Origin of the sequence: Paenibacillus phytohabitans (assembly GCF_013141775.1) — a bacterium.
GTDB classification, from domain to species: domain Bacteria; phylum Bacillota; class Bacilli; order Paenibacillales; family Paenibacillaceae; genus Paenibacillus_AQ; species Paenibacillus_AQ phytohabitans.
Genome location: NZ_WHOB01000069.1, coordinates 207,323 through 227,116, shown reverse-complemented (window position 1 = coordinate 227,116; position 19,794 = coordinate 207,323). Strand labels below are relative to the sequence as shown.

Sequence of the window (19,794 nt, the reverse complement as noted above, 5' to 3'; positions counted from 1 at the left end):
TCATTCCACCCTTCCGCCTCTGGACAGGACAGCAGCCTCCGCCGGAACTTCCACCTCGCGCAGCACCTGAAGCACGACCTCAGCCGATTGCCCCTCGCGGACTCCGGGTCCGCGCTGAAGGATTAGCCGGTGTGCAAGCACCGGAACGGCCACGGCCTTAATATCATCCGGAAGTACATAATTCCGCCCTTGAATCAGAGCATATCCCTGCGAAGCGCGCAGGAGGGCGAAGCCTGCCCGGGGGCTCGCACCCAGCCGGACAGCAGATGATTTACGGGTAGCCTCAACCACACTGATCATATACGCCAGCAGTTCATCACTTACATTAATACCAGCGGCAAGCCGCTGCATCTCTTGAATTTCCTGTGCACCTGCAACCGCACCGGTATCCTCCAGCGGGTTGTTCTGGCGGAAACGCTGCAGAATATGAACCCCTTCATCAAACGTAGGGTACCCTGTTGTAATCCGCATTAGGAACCGGTCGAGCTGTGCCTCCGGCAACGGGAACGTCCCCTGGCTGTCAATCGGATTCTGCGTGGCAATGACCAGAAACGGCCGCTGCAGCTCATGAGTCACACCGTCGATGGTAATCTGCCGCTCCTCCATACATTCCAGCAGGCTTGACTGGGTACGCGGAGTTGCCCGGTTAATCTCATCAGCGAGCAGGATACTGGCGAATACCGGACCTGGACGGAATTGAAATTCCCCGCTTTTCTGGTTGTAGTAGTTGATGCCGCTTAAGTCAGAAGGCAGCAGGTCGGGCGTGAACTGAATCCGCTTGAACGCGCAGTCCAGCGAGCGGGCCAGTGTTTTGGCAAGCAGCGTTTTGCCTGTTCCGGGCACATCCTCCAGGAGCACATGACCATTTGCGAGCAATGCTGTCAGCAGCAGGTTTACACCATCTTCTTTTCCGACAATAACCTTAGCCAAATTTCCCCGGATCGATTCAATTAGAGCAGATGCTTCTTGAAGATTCATGTATAATGACACCATCCTATTCCAAAAAAAGGTATGTACTATAGCTTAATCATACCAGAAAGCGTCTACACTTTATAATCGGGATACTGTGTCTGTCATTTCGCCTGCTTTCCGAACTTCATGCGGATCATGGCCACGATGTAATAATACATCGGGATAAACTCCACAATCAGCCAGAATATAACCGTATTGAAGGCGTAATAATCGTGATTATATTTTGCCAGATTCATTGAGTACAGGTATGCAAGCGTGATGGAACCGAGGGTTACGATCGGAATCATAACTTTTTTCGCTTTCTGTTTGGTAAGGTAGAGAGCGCATTTGTACGCAACATAAATCAGAAAAGAGCTGTGAATAAACATCGACGACGACCAGATGCCAATTAGCAGCGGATCGGAATTGCCCAGCAGATCATCGCTTGAGGAGCTGCGGACCAGCTGCAGGTAAGGGTATTGCAGTTCTTTTCCGAGATACGCACCGAAGTTCAAGATGGTCATGACCCAGCCCAGCAGCACAATTCCAATCAGGATGATTCCTGCGGCGCTGAACCTTTTCAGCATCTTGTTGCTGATCTTGAGCTCCGGGGCAACGAAGAGAAACACCACCCATTCCCCGAACCAGGACATCACGGTAATTGAATCCTTGAAGATAAGATGCGGGTCATGATAATGGATAAAAGCCGGAAGCATAGAGAAATCGGCATGCTGAATGAACAAATACACGCTCAGAATGGTGGAGAAAATAAAAACCAGCGCGATGCCTTCGGACATATATACAATTGAGGCAAACCCGAGATGTGCCGTGTACATGATAACCAGTCCAATGACGATTTGAATGAATAACGGCGGAGTCCCGCGCAGATAATTGGCTCCGAAGAAAAGGACGAAATTCTCAATATCATAAGAGGCGTAATAGATGCACCAGCTTAGCAGCAGGATCACCATTGCCCGGTGCAGCCACTTCCCCATTATCTCGGCGCCGAAATCGACCCAGCCAATACCCGGCTTCAGCTTCCCTACCTGAATTGTGAAGAATAGTGTGATCAGCCCAAGGAGGCCGCCCACAACCACCCCTATCCATCCTTGATACGATGAGGACTCAATCAGCCCGGGAACGAGGAACATCGTACTTTGCGAGCCCAGATATACAATTGAGAAACGAGTCATTTGCCATTTCGATGTCCGCATATCTTCTCCCCCGACTCCCTATTTCTCCGAACCGAAATCTGCAATTTTGAAATTAGCCGTTACCTTGATCCGGGCTTCCTTGCTGTAATAATCCTCCCAGTGTTCCCTCAGCCGTTTCCATTCGGAGGGATAATTCCATTCCATCAGCATGCCAAGCTGCAGCACATCCGCTCCCGACTTCTGCACATGTTCTAGTGATTCGGAAATCTCCTTCACCACTTCCTCCTGAAGCTTCGTTATGATCAGATCACTAAGCTGGTCAGCCTTTCGCCCCTCAGAATCCTCGAAGTAGGTTATTCCGGCACGTCCCTTTACCTTGACATGAAAAACCGGCCCTTCAGGAGTCATCTTCACGGAGGTGGATGCTGAATTACTCAGGAATATGGTACTGACAGCTCCCTTCCCGTCATCCTCCCAGACAAAGGAATAGACGGGAAGTGTATTATGCCCTGCGAAATGACCCGCTGCCCAAGCCAGGGATCTGCCCTCTTTTATTTTCAGAATGCCCTTCATTTTTTTATCCTGAAACAGCATCACCCCGCCTACTCCGGCCCAATATTCGGGTTTGCCGTGCTCGGAAGTTTCGTCTTTGGAACCGAAAGACAAATAATTCATTGCATAGCCCATATGGGAAGCTTCCGCCAGCACGCAGTCTCTGATCGTAGTGCTGTACATAATATTCTCCTTGACGATATTAGCAAGCACCTGATCCGGTAATTGCTCGAAGATCGGTGACAGCTTGGGAATCTCCTTGGCTCTGCCCGGTGCAGCCATAATATAGGTTCCCAGTGGAATCTCGGGCTGCCGCTTGAACCACTCCAGCATTTCTCCTATCCCTTGCTTGGCATACTCTTTGCCTACTACAACAATCTTGAGATGAGAGATTTCCAGTCTGCGGGACAAATCCTTCTGGATCAGAATAACGGCATCCGGTATGGTCGTGGAAGTCTTGGATACCATGGAGTACGCTAGTCCGTCTCCGGCCCCGCTGCCCCCTTGTGTACCGGACATCAGGCGGTTTGGGAGCGGTGAGCTGATCGATACTTCAACCGTGCCGGGCTCTTCTCCCGCATCAATGAACATGCCATAGATAAAGGTCAATTCGTCCAATTCTATCTTGGACCAACAGCCGGTCAGATTCACCAGCAGTGCAAACACAAGGAACAGCTTGAGCGTCTTCATGACTTCTGTCTCCTTTTGTTCTTCCTGTCGGTAAAAGAGGTACTGCGCTTCGTCATATACTGGGAAGGAAACCGGAACAGTGTATCCTTCCAATCCTCCATCACAAACGGAGCGACCGGCTGCAGATAAGGACTGCCGAACGATTTGAGATTGGTCAAATGGCCGTAAATCACAAACACAGCAACGAACACGCCAATCAGCCCCATCGTCCCGCCGAGAATAAGCAATATGAAGCGGAGCAGTCTGAAGGTCAGACCCAGCTCCAGATGGGGAATGATGTAGGAAGCTATCCCTGTTATGGACACGACAATGACCATTGGAGCCGAGACTATTCCCGCTTGGACTGCGGCCTGTCCGATGACAATACCGCCAATAATCGAGACCGTCTGACCAACGGGCTTCGGAATACGGGTGCCTGCTTCACGCAGGGCTTCGAAGGTCAGCTCCATAATTAACGCCTCCGTCAGGGCGGAGAACGGAATATTCTCACGGGCTGCCGCAATCGTAATTAGTAGATCTGATGGAATAATCTGCGAATGAAAAGTGGTAATCGCTACATACAGCGACGGCAGGATCATTGAGATCAGGGAGAAAAAGAGCCGGACCAGCCGGACCCAACTGCCGGCATAGAAGCTCTGGTAATAATCCTCAGAGGATTGAAGCAGCGCAAAAAAAGTTACAGGAGTCAGCAGTGCCGAAGGCGTGCCGTCCTGCAGCATCCCGATTCTGCCTTCCATCAGCGAAGCGGCTACCGAATCTGGACGTTCTGTATATTGATAGACAGGAAAAGGGGAGAAATGTCCCCCTTGCATATGCTCAGCCAAATAGCTGATGCCCAGAATTCCGTCAACAGACAGATTGGTCAATTTCTCTTCCATTAAAGCCAGAATCTCCGGCTTGTAGAGCCCTTCGATATAGACCAGATAAACATCTGTCTTGGTATATTTGCCGATCGCGAAATGTTTGGTCTTCAGATCGGCATGCTTGATCTTGTGGCGCAGTAAGGACAGATTCGTCTGGACATCCTCGATAAATGCTTCCTGGGGTCCAATGACCACCAGCTCGTTCTGTGATTCGGACACCGCTCTTTTCTGATAGTGGGCAATCTCAAAATAATATACATACGGCAGCCCTTCAATACAGAGAACAGGGTTCCCGCTGACGATCAGCTCAACGGCCCGATCCGGATGATAAGCCTTAATATAAGGGATCGCGAAGGCTGAACCCCGGTCCAGTCGCTCCATGAAATGCGGCCAGTCCGGTTCGCTGTTAGCTTCCGACTTCAGCGGGCTGGCGACAAATTCCTGCAGGCTGAGCGTATCCACTATGGTAGGAATATAGATCAGCATGCAGGAGTGTCCGTATACATTTATCGACTGGTATACTGCATCGCTGCAATCTGTAAGCTGTTCTTTGATCAGTTCAAGTATATTCTTGTCCGGCACCCTGCCTGCCTCCTTCCGGCTATAGAGAATCTTCCTTAGTGTGCCAGAATACCCTGAATTTATGCCCTCAAGCGCAAATAGCCCCACTAAGCGGGGCTCTGAAACCTATAATTTTCATCAAAAAAGGAGCCGGATCATCCCGGCTCCTTCATTAAACGGTATTAACGCTGCAGTTGCTGTCCTTAGAAGCCCATCACAGGATGAGGAATATAAGGCTCCTCCAAACGGAGTACATCTTCCGGACTGAGCGTGACCGATACCGCTGCAGCGGCATCCTCCAGATGGCTCATGCTGGTCGCTCCGACAATCGGTGCTGTGACCGGCTTCTTCTGCATTACCCAGGCTAGTGCAACCTGGGCACGCGGAAGTCCCTGTTCTTCAGCAATCTCTTTCACCCGCAGCGCCACAAGGCGGTCTGCTTCTTCGGTTTGGGAGTACAGCAATTTGGCGAATTGATCACTCTCTGAACGGGCGCTGGTGTCCTGCCAGTCCCGGGTCAACCGCCCGCGGGCCAGCGGACTCCAGGGAATCACTCCGATCCCTTCCGCTTCGCACAGCGGCAGCATTTCCCGTTCTTCCTCACGATACAGCAGATTCACATAATTCTGCATCGATACGAATCGTGTCCAGCCGTGCCGCTCCGCCACATGCAGAGCCTTCAGAAACTGCCAGGCAGACATTGAGGATGCTCCGATGTAGCGTGCTTTGCCTGCCTTGACCACATCGTGCAGCGCTTTCATCGTCTCTTCAACCGGTGTCGACGGGTCCCAGCGGTGAATCTGGTACAGGTCCACATAATCTGTGCCCAGCCGCTTCAGGCTATGGTCGATCTCGCTCATAATAGCCTTGCGCGACAGGCCTCCGCCATTAGGTCCCTTGCGCATTTTACCATGGACCTTGGTGGCAATGACTACCTCATCACGGGAGGTGAACTCCTTGAGCGCACGTCCGACAATCTCTTCGCTGGTACCGTCAGAATAAATGTTGGCCGTATCGAAGAAATTAATGCCCAGCTCCAGCGCTTTGCGGATAAACGGCCGGCTCTCCTGCTCATTCAGTGACCAGGGATGGGTCCCGCGCTCCGGTACCCCGTAGCTCATACAACCCAGGCAAATCCGTGATACATCCAGTCCCGTTGTTCCCAGCTTCACATATTCCATAATCGGCAGATCCTCCCTCTAGCAAATTAGATCCTATGAAACCGATTATAGTATACCGCTGCTGGCCGGAAATGGAAATCAGTCCTGTTATCCGGCTTATTGAAACGTAGCACCGATGTTCGTACCGCTTGGCGTGCCTGATCCGATCAGATCACTTCCGGCGGCCAGCTTCAGAAAGCTGCCGAGGCTGAATGAACCGTCAGCATTTCTTACCACCGATGGAGTCAGGCTGACAAAGTCGGCACTACTGACGGCAAGACCTTTGGCATTCGTGCTGGCATTGCTTTTCCACCATACATTGGTGCTGAGGATATCCGTTCCGCTGGTCTTATCGCTGGAAGCGCCGGCAAAACTCAGATTGTTCGTAAACTGATGCGTTCCTGTATCAAAAGCATAATTGCTCTGACCATTGCTCCACGAGGTATTATTGGTCATTTGGATGGAACCTGGATTGCTGTTGTAGGTGAACCCGTGTTTTTTGTTCTGAAAAGCGATGCTGTTCTGCACGATGTGATTGACAGCAATCTTTTCACCGCCGAGCTTGAAGCCGTTGCCGTCACTGTTCGCTGTGCTGTTTCCGTCCGAGGTCTGGCCGTTCTTATAAGCAATGCTGTTCTTGATCGTGACCACCCCAATAGGGCCGGTATCCGATTTGGTATAGAGATCCCAGCCGTCATCTGTGTTCCAGGCGGAGATGCAATAGTCGAACACATTCCCGGGTCCAATCGTCAGCTTGGCGGCAAAGCCGTCGGCATCCTCGCCATTATCCGGATCGAAGTTGTCATGGGAATACACGCCGATGATCTGGTTATAGCTGGGCCAATCGGCCATGTTAGACAAGGTAGAGGAATAGCGGCTGATTTGCAGCCCGGAGTCCCGGTTATGATGAACCTCAACATTCTGGATAATGTTGTAGTTACCGCCGATGAAGATACCGTTATCTCCCGCGCCTTTCACTTCAAGGCCTTTTACATTCCAGTAGTGTCCGAAGATCTGCAGGCCGCGCTCAGTAGAAGCAAAGGTCTCCCCGGAGAAATCCAGTACCGGCTTCTCACTTCCATAGGCCACCAGGTTCTTGCGCAGCCCTGAGCTTCCGCTGTTCTCGCGCTCAACCGTTACCGGAGCTGTGAAGGAATAGGTACCTCCGCGCATGTAAATTGTTCCTCCGGCAGCCACTCTGGTAAGTGCCGAAGAGAGTGTCGTCGGGCTGCCAATTGTACCCGGATTACCGGCTGCCCCGTTTGGTGCAACATACAGGCTTCCGGATACCGGTGTTGCTGTTGGTGCCGGGGTGACCGTAGGAACTGGAGTTGGAGCTGTGGTCGGTGTTACTGTTGCTGTAGGTGTACTTACAGGAGTTGCCGTTGGCGCTGTAGTCGCCGTTGCTGTAGGGACTGCAGTAGGACTGGCGGTTGCTGTCGCTGCTGGTGTTGCGGATGGTGCAGCGGTCGGAACCGTGGAACCTGCCCCGTTGACTACGACATTGTCGAATTTGACTGAAGTCTTGTAAGCGACAAGGCCAATACCTCCGGCAGTCAAATTGTTATCGTGTGCATTTAATTGCAGCACATTATTCACATACATATTTATTGAATCTCCACTCAGCTCAAGCTTCACTGTGTACACAGTGCCTGTAGAAACCACGAAGTCTTTGGAGGCCAGCGTTGTGCTCGAACCCGAGACTTTTTTGCGGATTTCCAGTGTGCCGCCATTGCTGTTCGACAAAGAAGCTGCGTAGTAGTTGTTCCCGTCCGTATACCGCCCGCACACATAAGTCCGGTTGCTTCCGTTGAAGTTATCCACCTTCACATCCGCTTGCACGCTATAATCAGTCCATGTGCTGCTGCCTGCGGAGGTGCGGCCTTCTGTACTGGCAGATTGATAATATACCTTGGAGCTGCCATCCTGAACTACAGACCATGTGCCCGTGGTACTGGTCCAGCTGCCTGCACTGCCGGATTCAAAATCATCATTGAACAGACTTGCCGCAGCAGCAGAAGGTATGCCCCATTGCAGCCCGCCCAAGACGAGCACAGAAGAAAGCGCAATCATTAAAGCATAAGTAAATCGCTTTTTTATTTTCACGTTAACATTAACCTCCAAAGTGTTGGTTTATTTAATAACCATTTGCAGCGTTTGCATTACGGTTGCAATTCCAACGAAAACTTGTATGTCTAAGTGCAGCAGCTATACGCCATGGCGTTCCTCCTTTTGTCCGACTATGCAGATCACTGCTTTGTGTTCTTTTTCGCAGCAGCCAATCTAATCTCCACTATAAGTAAATATTTGTAATTGTACAGAGGTTTCAGAACCATTTTATTGTATTTCTTTGAATTATAGAATTTTCTATGAATTTTCTGCCGGACTCTTCTAGATTCACAGAGATGTGCATACGAAATAACCCCACTAAGTGGGGTCTTAGCTTTAATCACTATTTGATGTCAATTTTGGATAAAAGGCTTCAGTTTCTTCAGCAGGGTCTGCAGCTGTTCTGAGCAATTTTCGTACATCTGCTTGGCTTCTTTATGCTTCGTAGACAAGCTGAACAACTCCAGATCGGCTTCGCATTTCTTCAGCAGCGCATACAGCTGGGGCTTGTCCTGCGGCTGCTGAACCTCCACATTATCCGTGTACAGATCTACGGTAAGCTCGCCGTAAGAGTCTACCTGGCCCAGGAATACATTCTCCACGCTCAGATCGAGCTTACCAAGTTCCCCCTCCAGCCAGCCGCGCGACAGATTCAGGGTATCGAGCGGTTCATCCATAATTTCGCCGTCCATAATCACAGCCTGAGTCTCTCTCTCTGGAGCAACCTTAATCCCAAGATGCTTGGGTGTAAGCGGCTGATTCTCACGGGTGAGCAGCACATTGATCGCACCGTCCGACTCCATAATGGCAAATTCAACATCAGCCACTTTGAAGACATCCTTCTTGCGCAGCTCCTCCAGCAATTCATCTGTGGTCAGCTTCTCCTTCTTCATATTGTTCTCCAGAATCTTGCCGTCCTGAATCAGCACGGTAGACTTGAAATCAATGAAATCCCTGGCCTTTTTGCTCTTGATTTGCAGGAATTCAATCCCCAGCGAGAATGCCCCCCAGACGACCAAAGCGATCAGGCCCAGATGCCAGGTCTTGTCTGTATCCAGCGAGACGTACGCCGCCAGGTTCCCTATTGTAATTCCCGTAATATATTCGAAAAAAGACAGCTGCGAAACCTGCCGCTTTCCCAGCAGCTTGGTTAGCAAAAACAGCATGATTACCGCAGAAATGGTTCTCACTACGACTTCCAGTGCTTCCGGCATTCGTAAACCCCCTGTAACTTATTCATTATCCGCATATGTTGCTTCAGCTTCATTATTTGTCAAAACAGGCGGAAAATAACCAAGAGAATAAATTCCTGCTGCCAAACGGACGCACAGACCATCTGCTAAATGGGATTTGTTACCTGTATGTCCTGCTACCGGATGCGGATACTACACCGTGAGATTCTGTTCCAAACCAGACCCTAGGAGGTAATGATCCCATGACTGTTGCATCACAGGTCAAAACCTGCGTAGCTTCGCTGAAGAGCGCTCAAGCCAGTCTTGAGCAGTTCGCCATGGAAACCCAGAACGAGGAAGCCAAGACCCTGTTCACCAATGCAGCCGAGCAAACCCAGCAGATCGTTCAGCAGGTTGAGGGCCGCGTAGCGGAAATCGAGAAAGAAGAGCCGCAGTATAAAGGGTTCTGACCGTCATTAGTTATTATGAACGCCAAATAGGCTGATCCATACGCAGACTCCTCTGCACCGGATCAGTCTATTTGTTACTTTTGAATACAAGTCTCACACTTTAACTGCATCTGCAATTATTGAAACAAAACCTAACTTCCCCTCCGCATTTCGGTGATCAAAACGCTTCGACCGGTAGATGAAACCGCTGCGCTCATCCCAGGGAAATTCATGAAATTGGCCGGATTCATCACAGTACTCCAGCAGTTTAACCTGATACCCTGCGGCAGTGAACATCTTCTGCAGAGTAATATAAGTATGTACGATCCGGTGGGAGGCAGCCGGATGATCAAGGGGTCCCGGCCCGCCGATCTGCACAATATTCTGATAAGCTTCATTGGGGAAGAACCCGTCCGGAACAGCACAGCGGATGTATCCACCTGGAGCCAGATAGGTATAGCAGTTACTTGCTGCCTGCACACCTTCCTCATAGGTCAGATGCTCCCAGACATGTTCGGCAAGAATAGCCTTCAAGGAATCAGCGCTGAATTTGCGCGACCAGTCTTCGTTCCGCAGCAGATTCAACTCTGACTCTTCCGTATGCATCCATCCCTTGTTATGCGGACTTCTGCCGCTTCCAATCACTACTCTTAATGGTTCATTCAACCGGATCACTCCTTGATTAGCATCCACTACCCTGGTATTCATTGTAATCCCAATTGGAGGTAGCCGGAATACATCTTTGTCAGATTTATATGGATTTATGTGACTTTTTTTGCATAACGGAATCTCAGTCCGCGCCACACTACTCCCCCCTGCTCCAGCACTACCAGTAACCTGAAGTACATGTTTCCCAGATCATCGCCGATTTCCTTATCTATCACAAAAGAAAAGAGCCGCCGGTTGGCTGCTCCTCCCCTCTTCCGTTCATTTTATTTATCCGGCACATTCGGCTCGGCCTTCCGGATGAATTCCGCAATGTCCAGCTTGCTGCCGGTCCGCGCACTCTCCAAAGCGCCAAGCACCATCGCCATACTGTAGCGGTTATCACGGCAGTCGGTCTCGGCGGGACGCTGCTCCGCAAGTGAGCGGAACATCTCTTCAAGACAGCCCTGATGGAAGGTCTCCTCCATCTGCACAGCCGGCCCTTCTACCCGCTCATATTCATTGAGGAACTGTCCGGAGGTTTCACCGCCACCGATAATCTCGGCATACGGCATATCCCGGCCATCCCAGATCGCTGCCCCCCGTTCCCCCTGAACCCGCCATGAGGCTTCCCAGGACGTAGGCGCACCTTCCGCACACCACGAGCCCTGATAACAGAATACGGAGCCGTCTGACATTTCGAATATACAGATAGCTGCCGCATTCCCTTCATACCACGATCCTGGAGGGTTGAATTCCTGGCAGTACACACTTACAGGATCGGCGCCGCTGATAAAGCGCGCCTGATCGAAGGTATGGATGGCCATGTCCAGCAGCAGCGGGCTGTCCATCGCTTCCCGGAATCCGCCGAAATGCGGAGCCAGAAAGAAGCTTGCGCTTATGGAACCCGTCCGCCCTATGGCTCCCTCGGTGATTAGCCCGCGCAAAGAGCGGATATGCGGATCATATCTGCGGTTCTGCATTACGGCATGGCTCAGCCCTGTGCGTCCGGCCATGTTAACGATTTCATTACATTGCTCCATCGTTTCCGCCAGCGGCTTCTCGGTGAAGACATGACATCCGGCTTCCAGTGCCTTACTGGCAATACTGAAATGGCTGGACGGCACGGTGATATCGAACACCAGATTGGCCGCTGTAGCTTCTATTGCCTGTGATATATCTGTAAATACCGGGCAGGTGAGTCCATGCTTCTCTGCCATGGCCTGCGCGGATTCCACCCGGATATCTACGAGTCCGACGATTTCAATATCAGCATGCTTCAGCGCATAGCTGATCCATTCATTAGCCATGGCTCCACAGCCCGCAACAACTACTCGATACTCTGCTGTCATAGGTGTTCCCCGCTTTCTGGATTAGACCGGATTTGGCACGAAGCTGCCGCCCCGGCAATTTTTCAAATAATGGAGTGCATGAACCTGGCCGGTCATTTCCAGATCGTCACGGTAAACGGGATCATGCCAGCCTTCGATATCAATCGTTCCTGTGTACCCGGCCTGCCGCAGTACCGAGATTACATCGGTCCAATTCGTATCCCCGAAGCCCGGTGTCCGGTGCCACACATACGGTTTAGGTCCGTGAATTCCGTATTCCTTGATAATATCCCAGGCAATCGTTGCGTCTTTACCGTGCACGTGGAAAATTTTGTCCGTCCATTTGCGCAGCTGCGGAATCGGATCAATCAGCTGCACCATCTGGTGGCAGGGCTCCCATTCCAGACCCAGGTTATCGGCATTCACCGCATTGAACATCTTCTCCCATGCTATAGGGTTATGGGCGATATTCCAGTCCCCGGATTGCCAGTTGCCGTCCATAGAACAGTTCTCAAAGGCGATTCTGACGCCACGGTCCGCGGCTCTTTTGGACAACTCACCAAACACCTCTGCGAATTTCGGAATGGACTCGTCAATCGAAACCCCTGGAAGTCGTCCGGTGAAGCCGGAGACCATATCGGTTCCAAACAAATGGGCGTGGTCGATCAGCCGTTCCCAGCTGCCCAGCGCATCCGAGTTATCCCCAGTGCCTGTAAGCGGATTCCCGAATATCCCTACGGAAGAGATTACGAAATCATGCTCCGCAGCCAGTTCACGCACCCGTGCAGCAGTTTCTGTCAGATCCGTGTTTCCGGTTGTCTGCCAGAAGGTCAGGCTGAAGGATTCGAACCCGTGACCTATAATTTGCGGAATCACTCTTAGTGCGTCTCCGCCTCCCACCAGTGTCCCGATTCTCATTGTATCCTGCATCTTGTATACCACTCCAATATTGGTTTATAGTTAGTTCAACAACCCAAGTATATCCTTCATTTCGGGCAAAATCTCTTCTTATCTTGTGTTAAACTAGCTGAATCTTGTGGGAGTTGAAGCCATCTTGACTTATCCGAAGGAACTGAAGGAATATCCTGCGCTCGAGGAGAAGATCTATCCATTCCGCTTATTCTTCAACCAGTGCCAGGGCGCCAAGCCCGAGCAGAACATCCTGTTCCTGCACTGGCATGAGCATTTCGAAATTATTGTGATGCGTGAAGGCCGGGCGATCTTTCATGTGGACAGCAAACCTTATGAAGCCGGACCCGGTGACGTGATCGTGGTACCTTCCGGCGGGCTGCATGTCGGCTATAGCTTGTATAGCGGAGATGTATCTTATGTCTCGATTGTTTTTCATGCCTCATTGTTCAAGGACCGGAATCAGGATTCCCAGCATGAGCAATTTGTGGCCCCTTATCTTAGCAATCAGTATCAGTTTCCGGTCATGCCGGTGGTGCATAATCCGGAATGCGCCTCGTATTATCCCTTGCTTGAGCGGATTATTGAGGAGGTGCAGGCTAAACAACCGGCTTTTCAGCTCGTGGTGAAGAACCAGCTCCACTTATTCTTCACACACCTGTCCCGTACCTTCCCCGCCCAGCAGAGCGAACGTCATTCTATCAATCGTGAACGCTTCAAGCCGCTGCTGGAATACCTGGAAACACATGTTGATCAGAAAATGTCGGTCGAGAGCGCTGCCCGCTTCGTTAATCTGAACGCTTTTCATTTCTGCAAAACCTTCAAGAAGCTGACCGGACGCACCTTCATCGACTATGTGAACCTGTGCCGGATGGATGAAGCCGAGCGGCTGCTGCGGGAGACCGGCTTCAGCATTACAGAGATTTCCGGCAGAGTCGGCTGTGACAATCCCAATTATTTCACGAAGCTCTATAAGCAGTACAAAGGCCTGACACCTTCTATGGTTCGTAAATAACCATAACAAACACCGCACATCCATTAATGTGCGGTGTTTGTTTTTTACATCTAGTATCTACATTTCAGATATCGGAACCCAGCGCCGCTCTTCAATCGAACGTTCCACAGCTTCCAGTACAGCCTGGCATTTCACACCGTCCCGGAAATTGGGCTCAGGCTGACGGCCTTCGGCAATCGCATCCGACAGCTCCAGCATCTCGTGAATGAATGTGTGCTCAAATCCAATGGTATGACCCGGCGGCCACCAGGCTTCAGCATAGTCATGTGCGGGATCGGTAGCGAGCACTCTCCGGAAGCCCTGCACATCCTCGTCATCCGAGGTCAGATAGACCTCCAGTTCGTTCATCCGCTCGAAGTCGAATTTCACACTGCCCAGACTGCCATTGATCTCAAAAGAATTGGTCGAACGATGCCCGGCCGCGAACCGTGTCGCCTCAAAGCTGCCCAATGTACCGTTTGCAAAACGGGCCAGGAACAAAGTAGCATCATCCACCGTCACCGCGCCGCGCGGTGCATCTTTGCTGGCCCGGGCGCTGAGACCTGTCATCTCCGTTGCCAGCGGCCGTTCCTTGACGAACGTCTCACTCATGCCGATGACCTCCTGCACATCGCCTACCAGGAAATGGGCCAGATCAATCAGATGCGCCCCCAGATCCCCATGCGAACCTGAACCGGCAATCTCCTTCTGCAGACGCCAGACCAGCGGGAATTCAGGGTCGAGAATCCAGTCCTGCAGGAACCAGGCACGGAAATGATAGATCTTTCCCAGCCGCCCGCTCTCAATCAAGCGTTTCGCCAGCCTCACCGCCGGGGAGAAACGGTAATTGAAGCCAACCATATGAACAATACCGGCCGCCTCTGCAGCCTGGAGCATTTCTCGCGAATCTGCCAGATTCAGCGCCAGCGGCTTCTCGCAGAAAATATGCTTGCCAGCAGCAGCAGCAGCCAGCGCAATCTCCTTATGGGCATTGCTCGGCGCATTGATGTCGATTAGGTCAATATCGCTGCGGGAGACCAGTTCCTTCCAGTCCGTCACACCTTCCGACCAGCCCAGCTGGCCGGCGGCCTCCTGCAGCGCTTCCTCATTCCGTCCGCAAATGACGGACATTTGCGGTTTAAGTGCCTGTGGGAAGAACATAGGCAGACTGCGGTAGGCATTACTGTGGGCTTTGCCCATGAACTTATAACCTATCATTCCGATCCGTAGCTGTTTCAATATGAATCCTCCTCAAAGAATACTTCCTGATTTCAAGCCGCCTTCAATCAGCTATATTACACTGCGGAAATATTGTACACGCATACATTTTCTCATTGAGAGCGGTCTCAGTCAATCTGCTTCTCCCCTGGTCCACGCGTATGGCTAGATATTCACCAGCATGATCACCCCTGTTACCGTAAGCGTACTTAGTAATGTAGAGAAGAACACGGCCTGCGAAGAGAACTCCGGTTCATTATCAAATTCAACAGCAAGCAGCACAGAACTGAGTGAGGTAGGCACAGCGGAGGAGACAATCAGTGCTTTGGCTACCAGTCCCTCCAACCCAAGCAGCCATAATGCCAGCGCAGCAATGGCCGGTCCGGCAAGCAGTCTGAGGGTAACAGACAAGGTGAGATCAAGCCTTTTCCCGGATGGCAACGACCATTTCATTGAACCCATCTGCACACCCAGCGTTACCAGTGCCAGGCCGATAAACGTATTCGCCACATAGCCAATCGGGGCTGCAAGGAAGCCAGGAAGCGGAATCTCCAGTCCCCGCATGACCAGTGCCAGCGGAATGGCATATATAACAGGTTGTCCGGCAATCGTACGGAGGACCCTCCGCAGACTGCTCCGGTGAGCATTAACACTATAAATGCCATAAGTATTTGGCAGGAAGGATTGCAGGGTTAGAATAACGACCTGTACGGCAAGTGTTAGCGGATTACCGGAGAAGGCCAGCTGGTTAATTGGAAGCCCGTAATTCGCACTATTGGCAAAAAGCACACTGTTGCGCAGCGCAGCAGGCATTCCGCCCTTCAATCCCCTGGCGCGGACTACAATCTCCAGCACCGCATACTGCAGCAGCATATATATGCAGAAAAATAAAATGATCTGTCCGAACAGCACCAGCGAAATGTCCGTCCCGTACAGCAACTGAAACACCACAGCCGGGGTAAGCATATAGAAATTGAGCTTGGACAAGGTTTTGATGTCCAGCTTGAATACCCGGTATAATACCGCTCCCAGCAGGATAACGATAAACAGGGGAATCACGTTATTCAGCAGAATTGAGGTAAAAATAATCATATCCCGTGTCGGCCTCCCTGCAGCATGGTACGCAGCCTCAGCTGTCCATCATTCTGCTTCGTATAAGTTAAGGGTTGTCGTTCATCCAGGTCTGCACATACTTCAGGAACCGGCTTGTTGCAGGCGATGCATATTTCATCGAGCTGACGGCAATTCCCAATGAGCGGAAACTCCGTTCCTCCAGCTCAAGCATGGCCACATTATGATTCTGGAACCGGGTGACCAGCTCCGGGAGGATGCTGATGCCCAGGCCTTTTTCCACCATAGCTATAATCGCATAGTCATCCCCGGCCGAGAATTTGATGTTCGGCTTAATCCCCGCCTTCTCCAGCACCCGCTGCACATCATAGTCCGAGCCGGGCCTCGGAATGATGAAATCCTCGTAGGCGATCTGGGCCAGCGGCATATACGGGGCTTTGCTCAGCGGGTGGTCCAACGGAAGAATCGCCAGCATCCGGTCCTGCTTCAGCGGAAAGACCTCGAACTTCTCCCGGGTAGGCAACGACAGGAAGCCGCAGTCGACCACACCAGCCTCAATCCATTGCTCAATCTCCAGATATCCGCCCTCCATCAGCTTGAATTCAATATACGGGTACTCTTTGCGGAACTGTTTGATCATCCCCGGCAGCCAGTGTACAGAGACACTCGTGAACGTCCCAATCGTAATTGTCCCTGTCTCCAGACCGTGAATATCGGCCACCTGTTGCTTCAGCTGTTCATTCCAGTTAAGGATTTCGCGGATCGGCTGAAGCACCTGCTCCCCGTTCACCGTCAGCTTCACACCGGAACGATTCCGTACCAGCAGCGGGAAGCCGAATTCGTTCTCCAGACTGCTGATCGTATGGCTGATACCAGATTGGGTGAAGCCCAGCACCTCGGCGGCTTTGGTCAGACTGCCCAGTTCAACCACTTTGAGGAACACTTCATATTTGATTATGCTCATCGCTGACCCCCAGGTTTGCATGAGAATTACTCATGTTTCATATGATAAACATTCAGTTACCTTATGTATTTGAGCGTATTATACTATAATCACTTGAAATAAAGAAGGATGATGATGGAATGAAGCCGCTAAAGGCCGAGCTGATGCTCATAGTAGTAACGATGTTCTGGGGTTCCTCCTACCTGTTCATGAAAATGGGACTCGGCACACTGGGGGAATTCAATCTGATTGCACTGCGCTTCGGGCTGGCCTTCATTCTGGCGGCTCTGCTGTTCCGCAAACGGCTGCGCAGTGTGGACGCCAGAACATTGAAATATGGAGCCCTGCTCGGCTTTCTTCTGCTCGGTGTGTTCACCTGCATCACCTTCGGACTGAAGACCACCACGACCTCCAATGCCGGATTTCTGGTAGCTCTGACCGTTGTTTTTGTACCGCTGCTGGATGTTCTGATCTTCAAAAAGAAGGTCGCCCCTCCGCAAATCTTCGGTGCCATTCTGGCCATCGCCGGCATCGGGCTGCTCACTCTGAACGGCTCGCTGCATGTACAGCCTGGTGATCTGCTCTGTATTCTGGCTGCCATTTTCTACGCAGTGCAGATTCTGGTTACCAGCCGCGCTGTCAAGAGCAGCGATTCGCTGAATATCGGCATTCTGCAGCTGGGGTTCGCGGGAGGATATGCCCTGATTCTGTCAGCAGTCTTCGAGAGTCCTGCACTGCCTTCGACACTTCCCGGCTGGATCGCCATCCTCGCACTCGGCATTTTTTGCAGCGCCTGCGGCTTCATCCTGCAGCCCGTTGCCCAGAAATACACAACGCCGACCCGCACCGGATTAATCTTCGCCCTCGAACCAGTCTTTGCCGCCTTCTTCGGCTACTGGTTCGCACATGAACAGCTTTCGCTGCAGGGCTACACCGGCGCTGCCCTTGTCCTGCTGGGCATTATAGCTTCCGAACTGCTCGGCAGATTGCACTTCGCCCCTTTTCCGGCAAGGATGCTCAAGAAACGGCGGGCAGATCTATAAGGCTTCAATAATTGCTCTGATCTGCGCTCTCGCTGTCTTGGATTCCGGGAAGAAGAACAGCGGCCAGACATGCAGCATTTGCGGATATTCATAGTAGCCGATCTTTATTCCTTCAACCAGTAACCGCTCTCTGAACCTCTTGACATCGGGATACACAATGTCATGCGTCCCCGTGAAGATGCTGACCGGACCTATATCCGTGACCTCCCCATAAGCGGGGCTGATCAAATGAGAAGTAATCTCCTGACCCCCCGCATACCACTCAGCAATTTCTTTGATGGCAGGAACTGCCGTGACAGGATCTTTACGCTCCACTGCCTTGATTTCCGGGTTGCTGAAGGTCATGTCGAGCACCGGGGAGATCAGGATCGTGTGTGCAGGCAGTGGTATCCCTTTTTCCTTAAGCAGCTGCACTAGTGCAAGCCCCATTCCGCCGCCAGCCGAATCCCCCATGACCACAAGCTTGTCTCCACACTCTGAACTCTGTGCTAACATCTCCTCATATAGCGGTATCAGCATCTGAAATACTTCCTTATGTCCATATTGCGGTGCCAAAGGGTACATGGGAACTGCAATCGTACACTTCAGCTTGTCCGCCATACCGGCCAGGAACTCCCAATGCAGCGGGGATATCTTCAGTACATAACCCCCGCCGTGCAGATACAGGATCTGTTTGCCGCCCGAAAGAGACTTTGCTGAAATCACATAATAAGGATAACTGGCTATCTCACGCTCTTCGATGATGCATAACTTATACACTTTAGCCGGCGGCTTACTGCTCACCTTACGCTGCTTCGTTTCAATATCCTTCCGCAAAGCTATCCCTGTCTTCTTCCACATGGCGTTAATCCTTATGAGGCGCAGGCCCAGCTTAACCGCTCTGCTCTGCCAGCTTTCTTTGGAACCTTTCATTGTTGTCCTTCTTTCTGCGGCATCACGGCTTCCCGCAAACGCTGCGCCCAGGCCAGATCCAGCTCCTGCGCCTCCAGGCGCACCTGCAGCAGATCCATCGTTGTCGCATAGAACCGCCCTCCCGGCGCGGCAGCATCAGGAGCAGTCTCTTTCCGGAAGGCGTCTATCCCTTTTCGCAGCTCTGCAATGCCTTTAGCGGCGTACGCAAGATAATGGTCTACAAGCGCCAGCTGCGCTTCAGGGGCAAGGAACTCCAAATGCTGGGCTTTGATATGAAAAAGCTTCTGATAGGTTGCCGACTCCGTCCCCGTATCCATCATCAGCTCGGTGAACCGGGCCCGTCCTTTACCGGTGAGCTGCAGCGCACGGGATGGCCGTTCACTGGGATAAGGCACTGAAGAAGGATCGGCTTCGCAGATCAGTCCCTCTCTCTCAAGTCTGGACAACAGGGTGGACAGCGTTCCGCGGCTGATTTTCTCCCACGGGCTGATAATCTTCGCAATTAGATAAGCATGCAGCGGGAAATGCATCAGCAATGACAGGACCAGTAATTCATACATAAGGAAACCCCTTATCGATAGTTTTATTAAAACTATATAGAATTCATTATCAGCCGTCAAGCGGTTCACAAAATACTCCAGCTGGCGCCTGCCCCGGATACAATTCCACATACCGCCGTAATTCCTCCAATTTGCCTTCTGTATCGCATCCAAAGCGATGTGATGTATACCTCTAATTCTTCCTTTTGCCCTTCTGTATAGCCATACTATAAGATGACAGCAATTGAGTGACTTCAGTTCTTGCTGTAAAAACATAAATGTTGTACGTAGTACAACTCTGATGCAGAGATACGAGTATGGTTGGGAGAAATGTTGTATGAAATACAGGAATAACCCCGCTAATCCGCTTGGAGGAGCAGAAATGCTGCATTTCATACAACAATTTTGGAAAAATGATCGATATGACGGGGGGAATGTTGTATTTCGTGCAGGATTTCGAATCGCAATCGCGACAACGGGGGTAAAATGCGAAAAAACCGCCCCAGCGATTAGCTGAGGCGGCCGTAA

The 19,794-nt window shown here is 51.4% G+C and carries 18 protein-coding genes and 1 pseudogene; 4 read left to right on the top strand and 15 right to left on the bottom strand.

Annotated features, from left to right (window positions below; genetic code table 11):
- The 7 genes and pseudogenes from GC101_RS24415 to GC101_RS24385 all read right to left on the bottom strand — a co-directional run bounded on the left by GC101_RS24415 (position 1) and on the right by GC101_RS24385 (position 9,254).
- Positions 1-978: an AAA family ATPase gene (locus tag GC101_RS24415; protein ID WP_171719379.1), complete on the bottom strand. Its 978-nt coding sequence runs from the start codon at positions 976-978 to the stop codon at positions 1-3.
- 95 nt (positions 979-1,073) lie between these two features.
- Positions 1,074-2,165, bottom strand: coding sequence for a GerAB/ArcD/ProY family transporter (locus tag GC101_RS24410; RefSeq protein ID WP_171719378.1), 1,092 nt, complete (start codon positions 2,163-2,165; stop codon positions 1,074-1,076).
- Positions 2,166-2,183: 18 nt separating this feature from the next.
- Positions 2,184-3,347, bottom strand: coding sequence for a Ger(x)C family spore germination protein (locus tag GC101_RS24405; protein ID WP_171719377.1), 1,164 nt, complete (start codon positions 3,345-3,347; stop codon positions 2,184-2,186).
- Complete coding sequence (locus GC101_RS24400; RefSeq protein WP_171719376.1) at positions 3,344-4,792, bottom strand: spore germination protein; 1,449 nt, start codon at positions 4,790-4,792, stop codon at positions 3,344-3,346. Before GC101_RS24400 ends, GC101_RS24405 begins: the two co-directional genes overlap by 4 nt.
- 182 nt (positions 4,793-4,974) lie before the next feature.
- Positions 4,975-5,952: an aldo/keto reductase gene (locus GC101_RS24395; protein ID WP_171719375.1), complete on the bottom strand. Its 978-nt coding sequence runs from the start codon at positions 5,950-5,952 to the stop codon at positions 4,975-4,977.
- Positions 5,953-6,048: 96 nt separating this feature from the next.
- A pseudogene (locus tag GC101_RS24390) lies at positions 6,049-7,218 on the bottom strand (right-handed parallel beta-helix repeat-containing protein); the annotation flags it as partial.
- A 1,175-nt stretch (positions 7,219-8,393) separates the two neighbouring features.
- Complete coding sequence (locus GC101_RS24385; protein WP_171719374.1) at positions 8,394-9,254, bottom strand: DUF421 domain-containing protein; 861 nt, start codon at positions 9,252-9,254, stop codon at positions 8,394-8,396.
- 221 nt (positions 9,255-9,475) lie between these two features.
- Here GC101_RS24385 and GC101_RS24380 point away from each other — a divergent pair, with 221 nt between their 5' ends.
- Complete coding sequence (locus tag GC101_RS24380; RefSeq protein ID WP_171719373.1) at positions 9,476-9,682, top strand: DUF1657 domain-containing protein; 207 nt, start codon at positions 9,476-9,478, stop codon at positions 9,680-9,682.
- 93 nt (positions 9,683-9,775) lie between these two features.
- Here GC101_RS24380 and GC101_RS24375 read toward each other — a convergent pair whose 3' ends face one another.
- From GC101_RS24375 to GC101_RS24365, 3 genes are all read right to left on the bottom strand, one after another.
- On the bottom strand, positions 9,776-10,369 hold the full coding sequence (locus GC101_RS24375) for a class I SAM-dependent methyltransferase (protein WP_171719372.1): 594 nt from the start codon (positions 10,367-10,369) through the stop codon (positions 9,776-9,778).
- 224 nt (positions 10,370-10,593) lie between these two features.
- Positions 10,594-11,658, bottom strand: coding sequence for a Gfo/Idh/MocA family protein (locus GC101_RS24370; RefSeq protein WP_171719371.1), 1,065 nt, complete (start codon positions 11,656-11,658; stop codon positions 10,594-10,596).
- 21 nt (positions 11,659-11,679) lie between these two features.
- Positions 11,680-12,567 carry a sugar phosphate isomerase/epimerase family protein gene (locus GC101_RS24365; RefSeq protein ID WP_171719370.1) on the bottom strand — a complete coding sequence of 296 codons (888 nt, stop codon included), beginning with the start codon at positions 12,565-12,567 and terminating at the stop codon, positions 11,680-11,682.
- Between the two features lie 124 nt (positions 12,568-12,691).
- Between GC101_RS24365 and GC101_RS24360 the strand changes: the two genes are divergently transcribed.
- Positions 12,692-13,561: a helix-turn-helix domain-containing protein gene (locus tag GC101_RS24360; protein ID WP_171719369.1), complete on the top strand. Its 870-nt coding sequence runs from the start codon at positions 12,692-12,694 to the stop codon at positions 13,559-13,561.
- Between the two features lie 57 nt (positions 13,562-13,618).
- Here the strand turns inward: GC101_RS24360 and GC101_RS24355 are convergent, their stop codons facing one another.
- The 3 genes from GC101_RS24355 to GC101_RS24345 form a co-directional block, all read right to left on the bottom strand.
- Positions 13,619-14,779, bottom strand: coding sequence for a Gfo/Idh/MocA family protein (locus GC101_RS24355; protein WP_246354489.1), 1,161 nt, complete (start codon positions 14,777-14,779; stop codon positions 13,619-13,621).
- Between the two features lie 144 nt (positions 14,780-14,923).
- Positions 14,924-15,850 carry an AEC family transporter gene (locus GC101_RS24350; RefSeq protein ID WP_171719368.1) on the bottom strand — a complete coding sequence of 309 codons (927 nt, stop codon included), beginning with the start codon at positions 15,848-15,850 and terminating at the stop codon, positions 14,924-14,926.
- Positions 15,851-15,917: 67 nt separating this feature from the next.
- Positions 15,918-16,793, bottom strand: coding sequence for a LysR family transcriptional regulator (locus GC101_RS24345; protein ID WP_171719367.1), 876 nt, complete (start codon positions 16,791-16,793; stop codon positions 15,918-15,920).
- A gap of 119 nt (positions 16,794-16,912) precedes the next feature.
- On the opposite strand from GC101_RS24345, the gene GC101_RS24340 reads away from it, so the two are divergent.
- Positions 16,913-17,815, top strand: a complete 903-nt coding sequence (locus tag GC101_RS24340) for a DMT family transporter (protein ID WP_171719366.1) — start codon at positions 16,913-16,915, stop codon at positions 17,813-17,815.
- On the opposite strand, the gene GC101_RS24335 is transcribed toward GC101_RS24340, so the two are convergent.
- Together GC101_RS24335 and GC101_RS24330 are read right to left on the bottom strand one after the other, a co-directional pair.
- A complete protein-coding gene (locus tag GC101_RS24335; RefSeq protein ID WP_171719365.1) occupies positions 17,810-18,727 on the bottom strand; it encodes an alpha/beta hydrolase fold domain-containing protein in 918 nt (305 codons plus the stop codon). The genes GC101_RS24340 and GC101_RS24335 overlap by 6 nt on opposite strands.
- Positions 18,724-19,287: a PadR family transcriptional regulator gene (locus GC101_RS24330; protein WP_171719364.1), complete on the bottom strand. Its 564-nt coding sequence runs from the start codon at positions 19,285-19,287 to the stop codon at positions 18,724-18,726. Before GC101_RS24330 ends, GC101_RS24335 begins: the two co-directional genes overlap by 4 nt.
- Positions 19,288-19,603: 316 nt before the next feature.
- Between GC101_RS24330 and GC101_RS24325 the strand changes: the two genes are divergently transcribed.
- Entirely contained in the window at positions 19,604-19,783 is a 180-nt protein-coding gene (locus GC101_RS24325; protein WP_171719363.1) for a hypothetical protein, read from the top strand.
- Positions 19,784-19,794 lie beyond the last annotated feature (11 nt).